This is a genomic window from Mycobacterium mantenii (genome assembly GCF_001667865.1).
Taxonomy (GTDB): domain Bacteria; phylum Actinomycetota; class Actinomycetes; order Mycobacteriales; family Mycobacteriaceae; genus Mycobacterium; species Mycobacterium mantenii_A.
In genome coordinates this window covers 23,196-29,195 of the sequence record NZ_LZJP01000115.1, presented here as the reverse complement: position 1 = coordinate 29,195, position 6,000 = coordinate 23,196, and the positions used below count along the sequence as shown (strand labels likewise).

General features: G+C 63.9%; 5 protein-coding genes. All 5 read right to left on the bottom strand.

From position 1 onward, the window contains the following. A partial coding sequence (locus tag A5688_RS22485) for a glycosyltransferase (protein ID WP_131812452.1) occupies positions 1-815 on the bottom strand: 815 nt, incomplete at its 3' end. Positions 816-1,210: 395 nt separating this feature from the next. Continuing rightward, positions 1,211-2,488 (bottom strand): glycosyltransferase, encoded by a 1,278-nt coding sequence (locus tag A5688_RS22480; RefSeq protein WP_068268281.1) that lies wholly within the window; start codon positions 2,486-2,488, stop codon positions 1,211-1,213. A gap of 120 nt (positions 2,489-2,608) precedes the next feature. Continuing rightward, entirely contained in the window at positions 2,609-3,415 is an 807-nt protein-coding gene (locus A5688_RS22475; protein ID WP_067909442.1) for a TylF/MycF/NovP-related O-methyltransferase, read from the bottom strand. 240 nt (positions 3,416-3,655) lie between these two features. Beyond that, positions 3,656-4,765 carry an NAD-dependent epimerase/dehydratase family protein gene (locus tag A5688_RS22470; RefSeq protein WP_067909439.1) on the bottom strand — a complete coding sequence of 370 codons (1,110 nt, stop codon included), beginning with the start codon at positions 4,763-4,765 and terminating at the stop codon, positions 3,656-3,658. 180 nt (positions 4,766-4,945) lie between these two features. Next, a complete protein-coding gene (locus A5688_RS22465) occupies positions 4,946-5,944 on the bottom strand; it encodes a sulfotransferase family protein (protein ID WP_067909436.1) in 999 nt (332 codons plus the stop codon). Positions 5,945-6,000 lie beyond the last annotated feature (56 nt).

Genomic DNA, 6,000 nt, shown 5'->3' with positions numbered 1-6,000 from the left:
GCGCCGATCATGTTGACCGTATCGGCCGCGGACTCGAGCGCGATGCTGCCCGATCCGAAGCAAATCGGCGGTGTTCCCGAGGCGATCCACGACGCGACGTCCTCATCGGCGTCCGTCGGCAATTCCATCGTCAACGCCCCGACGAACGGGCGCCGGTCGCGCCAGCGAGCCCACTCGGCCGCCAGTCCGGGAAAGAAGATCTCGTCATACGCCTGGATTTCCAGCGATCGGTGTTCGGCGATCCGCCGCTGCGAGCGATGCGTTGCCTTCGGCAGGCCGAGTTCACGGCGCTGCCGGTCCTCGGCCTTCTTGTTCATCCGCCAGCACATCCAGTCGTAAATCGACATTCCGGTGCGGACCAGGGGCGCGGGCACCTTGGGAAGGAGCTCGCCGTTGGGACGCATCGGAATGTAATGCAGCGTGGCCATCGGAATGTCGTAATAGTCCGCGACGTTGATGGCCAGGTCCTGGTAAAGCTGGCCGGTGAACAGCAAATCGGCACCCGCGCCCACCGACATCAGCGCCGCGCTCATTTCCTGCCAATTCCGCAGCACCGGCTCCCAGGCCTCGCGCATCAAGCTGATCGGTCCCTTGAGGAAATTTTTCCAGAAGTCCCGGATGAACTCGTCGCTCCAAAAGTCGTGCATGTCTGGGCCATAGCCGATCGCCGGAAGGCCGGCGGCCTCGGCCAATTCGACGAGATTGGGCGGAACGGCCATGCGCACCGAATGGCCCCGGCGCATCAGTTCACGACCGATGGTGAGGCAAGGTTCGATATCCCCACGCGTTCCATAGCTTGCCACAGCAAATTTCATCGCGAGTGTTACCTTAATCAATCTCCGACGGCATGGACAATTTCGAGTGCGGCGTTTCCGCTCGGTGATCCGCGGCCCGCGGTTTGCCCTGCAATCCGGTCGGAGGCATCGTCTGTAGTTGTTTCGCAACGGATTTGGCAGCCCGAGGCCAAACTTGCCCGTAAGAGTGCACCAGTGTTATCGGCGGCGACAAAGCCAACCCCACCGGCCCTCCCCCCCGACCGTAGAAGTATGACCACCCTGGGTCGGTACGGTTGTACTCCACGGCGTCGTCGCTGATGTTACGTGAGTCTGCCAGACGATCGGGAGCGTGTCTCAGAAAGCGATAACTCCGTCGGCATGCCCAATTCGATAGCTAAATCGGCTGTTTTCCCTGCGCAATGGTTGTGGCGGACCTAGCTGGATCGGGTACGACTCCGCGAGTTGACGAAGTTCTCCACGACATCGGCTGCTTTGACCACGCTGTCGGCCGGTTTAGTCATCCGGGCCGCGATCTCGCGGGCGCGCTGCGCGTAATCCGGGGCCAGGATCCGGCGCAGGTCCGACACCAGCGATTCGCGGTCTGTTGCTGAAAACCGCCGTGTGGTACCGACTTTCAGCCGTTTGAGCTGGGCACCCCAGATTGTCTGATTGGCGTCCATCGACAAGATCAGCGTGGGAACTCCGGCGCGCAGGCTCGCGGCCGTGGTACCCGATCCGCCGTGGTGAACCACCGCGCGACAGACGGGAAATATGGCCGCATAGTTCACCGGGCCCACCACCTTGACGTGATCGGCAAGGGGGACGCCGCTGAAGTCGCTTCGGCCGGCGGCAATCAACGCCCGCTCGCCCAACTGCGCGGACGCCGTGCTGATCATCTCGACGGTATCGGCCGGAGATTCGACCGGCATGCTGCCGAAACCGAAGCAGATCGGCGGTGTACCGCCGCGAATCCACGACATCACCTCGTCGTCGGCCTCCGTGGTCAGCTCCATCGTCAGCGTGCCGACAAAGGGCCGCAAGCCATCCCATTTCGCCCACTCGTCCGCCAGGCCGGGAAAGCAAACCTCGTCATAGGCCTGAATTTCCAGCGAGCCGCGGTCGGCGATCCGCCGCGGTGACGGTCCCGTCGCCTTCGGCAGCCCCAATTCTCGGCGCTGGGCATTGTCGACGTCCTTAGTCGCGCGCCAACAGAACCAGTCGAACCCCGTCATCGCCGAGCGGGCCAACGGCGCCGGCAGGATCGAAACCACCTGGCCGTTGGGCCGCATGGGAACGTGATGCAGGGTGGCCAACGGAAGGTCGTAGTACTCGGCGACGTTGGCGGCCGGCTCTTGGTAGCTCTGCCCGGCGAATACCAGATCGGCTCCATCGGCCAGCGACAGCAGCGTGGTGTTCATCTGCGCCCAGCACTGGTCGCTGAGATCCCACATCTCGCGCCACATGCCGCGCATCTCCTGGATCTTCCAGAACCCGCGGAAGAACGCCGTCCAGAAGTCGCGGTATACGTCGAGCCAGGCCTGCGATTCCAGCCCGTATGGCACCGCCGTCAGCCCGGCGGCCTCGGTGAAGCTGACCGAGTCGGGCGGGACGGCCATGACCATGTCATGTCCCCGGCGTTGCAGTTCGCGCGCGACAACCAGGGAAGGCTCGATATCACCGCGCGTTCCATAGCTGGCCAGCACACATTTCATCGCAAATCCATGCCCTTCGGTTGCGCCTTCCATGGTGGTGAACCACCGACATCACTGTAAATAGCGACGCATCTCCACAGCACCGGTTTGCGCGACTGCATAACTAGCGGCAGGTGCGCGTCACGGCTTGCGCCACAGCACACCGGTGCCGTCGATCTCCTCGATCTCCGCGGTCACCCCATGTTGCGTACGGTAGTCCGCCACCGCCTGACGACATGCATCGATGGCGTGATAGTCGTCGACAATGCAAAAGCCGCCGGACGACAGCCGCGGATAGAGCGCATCGAGCGCCTGAATCGTCGATTCATAGAGATCGCCGTCCAGCCGCAGCACGGAAATGCGTTGGATCGGGGCGTCCTGCAGGGTGTCCTTGAACCAACCGGGCACAAAACGAACCTGATCGTCGAGCAGCCCATACCGCTCGAAATTCGCTTTCACTTGCGCCTGGGGTATTGCCAGAACGCCGGCGGCGCGGTGCAAGTTGATGCCTTTGTCCGCCTCGTAATGTGCGGTATCCGGCGGCGGCACCCCTTCGAAGGAATCGCACAGCCACACGGAACGCTTCTTGTCGCCGTACGCCGACAGCACGGCGCGCATCAAGATCGATGCCCCACCCCGCCACACACCGCACTCGACGAGATCACCCGGAACGTCGTCTTTCAGGATTGTCTCCACGCACCGTTGCAAACTGGTAAGTCGCTGCATGCCGATCATCGTCAACGCATCCGCCGGCCAATCCAGGCCGAGATCGCGCGCCTTTTTGTTGAATGGACGCTTGCGCACGAGCATCAGGTTGCGGGTACTGAAAAGCGGACGGCCCAGGCGGTACAAACCGACCGGTACCAGCTCGTCGCTGCCGTATTGGGTGAGGTTGCGCCGGAGTAATTCGAGGTACGCGGATCGGGTGTCCAGAAATGGTGATCGCATATCACGATCGGTGACGGTCAAAGCTGCCCCTTAGCTCAGAGAAGTACTGGCGGCGACGTCCCCGACAGCGTCGAAGACATCAATGCGTCGCGCATTTGTCCCACTAACTCGCCTCACCGGCCTCCTTGGCGTGCCCCCGTACCTACCGGCTGACCCATCCCTGCCCTACCGAGTAGTAGCAACCATCATAGGCATTACTCGAGTGTTGCCGTTACCACCGCATTTGCGGGGCCACACGCCTCAGCGGCGTCCGGCATGTTCGACGACGGGACGGCCCGATTCGTTCATCGGGTCGGAGGCCTCGGCTTGCCCGCCGATCCACTCGAGTAGGGCGCCCAGACCCTCGTCGAGCGTGGACTTCGGCTGCCAGCCGAGCTCGGTTTGCGCCGGCTCGATGTCGCAACTCGCCGCCCGCACGTCGCCGTCGCGGAATTTCGGGACGACGACGGGTTCGGGCGCGTCACACATGGCGGCGATCTTGTTGGCCAGCTCATGGATGGTGGTGGCGTTTCCGGACCCGATGTCGACGCAGCGCGGCTGGGTTGCGGGCCTCTGGATGGCCGCGAACAGCGCGTCGACGACGGCGTCGATGTAGACGAAGTCGCGCACGATCCGGCCGTCCTCGTAGACCTCCAGCGCAAGCCCCTGACGCGCCAACCGCGCGAACAGCGCGACGATCCCGGTGTACGAGTTGGTCAGGGACTGGCCGGGGCCGTAGACATTCTGTAGACGCAGCACGCTGAGGTTGGTGTCGTGCGCTGCCGTCCAGGCGCCTAGCAGGTGCTCCTGGGCGAGCTTGGTCGCCGCGTAGACGTTGGTGGGCCGGGGCTCTGTCCGGTCGGCGCGGCTGGGCAACGGCACCGCCTGCCCGCCCGCCGGTCCCTGCGGATCCCACACACCCGCCACGAGCTGCGCGTGGCTGCGGGGTTTCGGATAGAAAACCTGCGCGCCGGACTGCCACGCGCCCTCGCCGTACACCGCCCTGGACGACGCCAGGACCAGTTGCTCGGGCACGATTCCCGAGCGGCTCAGGGCGTCGAGAAGCTGGGTGGTTCCCACCACGTTCACCGATCCGTGGCGGGTCGCCTCGGAGAGCGATTGTGCGGTTCCGGTCTCGGCCGCCAGGTGCACGACCTGGGAAGGGCGGAACAACCGCAACACCGCGTCCCAATCGGGCGCGTGGGTGACGTCGCCGGTGAACAGCCGCACGGCCGGCGGCAGCTCGATCGGCCTATTCCCGCCGTGCACCTGGGGATGCAGGACGTCCATCACGGCGACGTCGTAGCCGGCCTCGACGAGACGGTGGGATAGCGCCGACCCGATGAATCCTGCCCCACCACTGATGAGCACGGACGCTGACAAGAATCGACGCCTTTCTTTCGTGTACTCCGGATTTACGCGACCGGCACGCATCGCCGCGCGGTCCGGTCGATCATATCGGGGACTTCCCGCGGCATCAGAGAATCCCGCGAAGCGGCACGAGCGGCACGCCGAACCCGCACGACCTACGCGCCCGCAGCCCGCGGCGAACTAGGCCCAAGTCCCCTTGTGCCGATGCGCCATTGCGATGGCCTCCATCACCGGCCGAGCGATGACGGGTCGGAAGATGCGGAAAAGAACGCTGTTCGATAAACCGTGAAAATCCTCGAACGCCTTGCGGAAATCCCGCTCACTCGCTCGATAGGACGCGAAAACGCGGTCCAGCGTTGAAATGTCGAGCGGGTCGTCCTGGGCGGCCTCGCGTAGCGCTTCGTAGACCATGGAGATCCAATCCGCGCCAAAAAGATCCGTCACCGGCCCGCAGTGCCGCTGCCGATGAAGACCGGGGGTAAGGAACGCTTCGACGGCGTCCTCGCCCTGGGTGTCCAATTCGACGGGCAATTCGGTGGTAATTCGCTTCATTTCGCGACGCCAGTCATCGAGGAGGTTCGCGTAGTCGACGAATACCCGCGGCACGTCGCGAGTGTTTCGTTCTGCGAGGATGTTGCATTTCAACCACAACGCACTCGCGAGCGCGGGAGAGACGCGCCAGGACTTCACGATCGACGAAATGACCTCTTGCGGATGACGTACCGCGATCACCGAAGCGACGTCGAATCCGGCCTGGCGAGCCGCCTTGAACCACAGGTCAGAAAGGGTGGTGATCCTGGGCTCCTTGATCACCGTGAGCGGTGCCGGAGGCAGGCTGGACAGATACGCGGCGATCTTCGCGGTGCACGCCTCGCTCTCCTCGGGAGAAACCGCACCGCTATCCAAAAACCGCAATGACGGGTCGTACCAATTGGTCCCGAGCCGGCGCAGGATCGTTTCGTTGAGCGAGATGGCCGCCCGCGGCTCCCAATAACCGAGCGGATTGTTCGCGTCGGCGCCCAGCAGCCCGGGCGGGAGGGTGCCTCCGGATAGCGAGAGAACGCGGGTGAGCGCCGAGGTCCCGGAGCGTTGCGGCCCCAGCACGAACAGCACGACCGGGCGGGTGCCGATGGAATGTGCGGGGTTTTCGGCTGGTTTGCTTTTACGGGCCAATCTCATCGCGAATCCACACCTTTCACTCGTCGTGCGCCTGGCCGGCTTCCGGAATTCGGTTG

Bases quoted from the DNA above. Each gene is read 5' to 3' on its own strand.
- A5688_RS22465 (WP_067909436.1), bottom strand. From the start codon at position 5,944: ATGAGATTGGCCCGTAAAAGCAAACCAGCCGAAAACCCCGCACATTCC.
- A5688_RS22480 (WP_068268281.1), bottom strand. From the start codon at position 2,488: ATGAAATGTGTGCTGGCCAGCTATGGAACGCGCGGTGATATCGAGCCT.
- A5688_RS22475 (WP_067909442.1), bottom strand. From the start codon at position 3,415: ATGCGATCACCATTTCTGGACACCCGATCCGCGTACCTCGAATTACTC.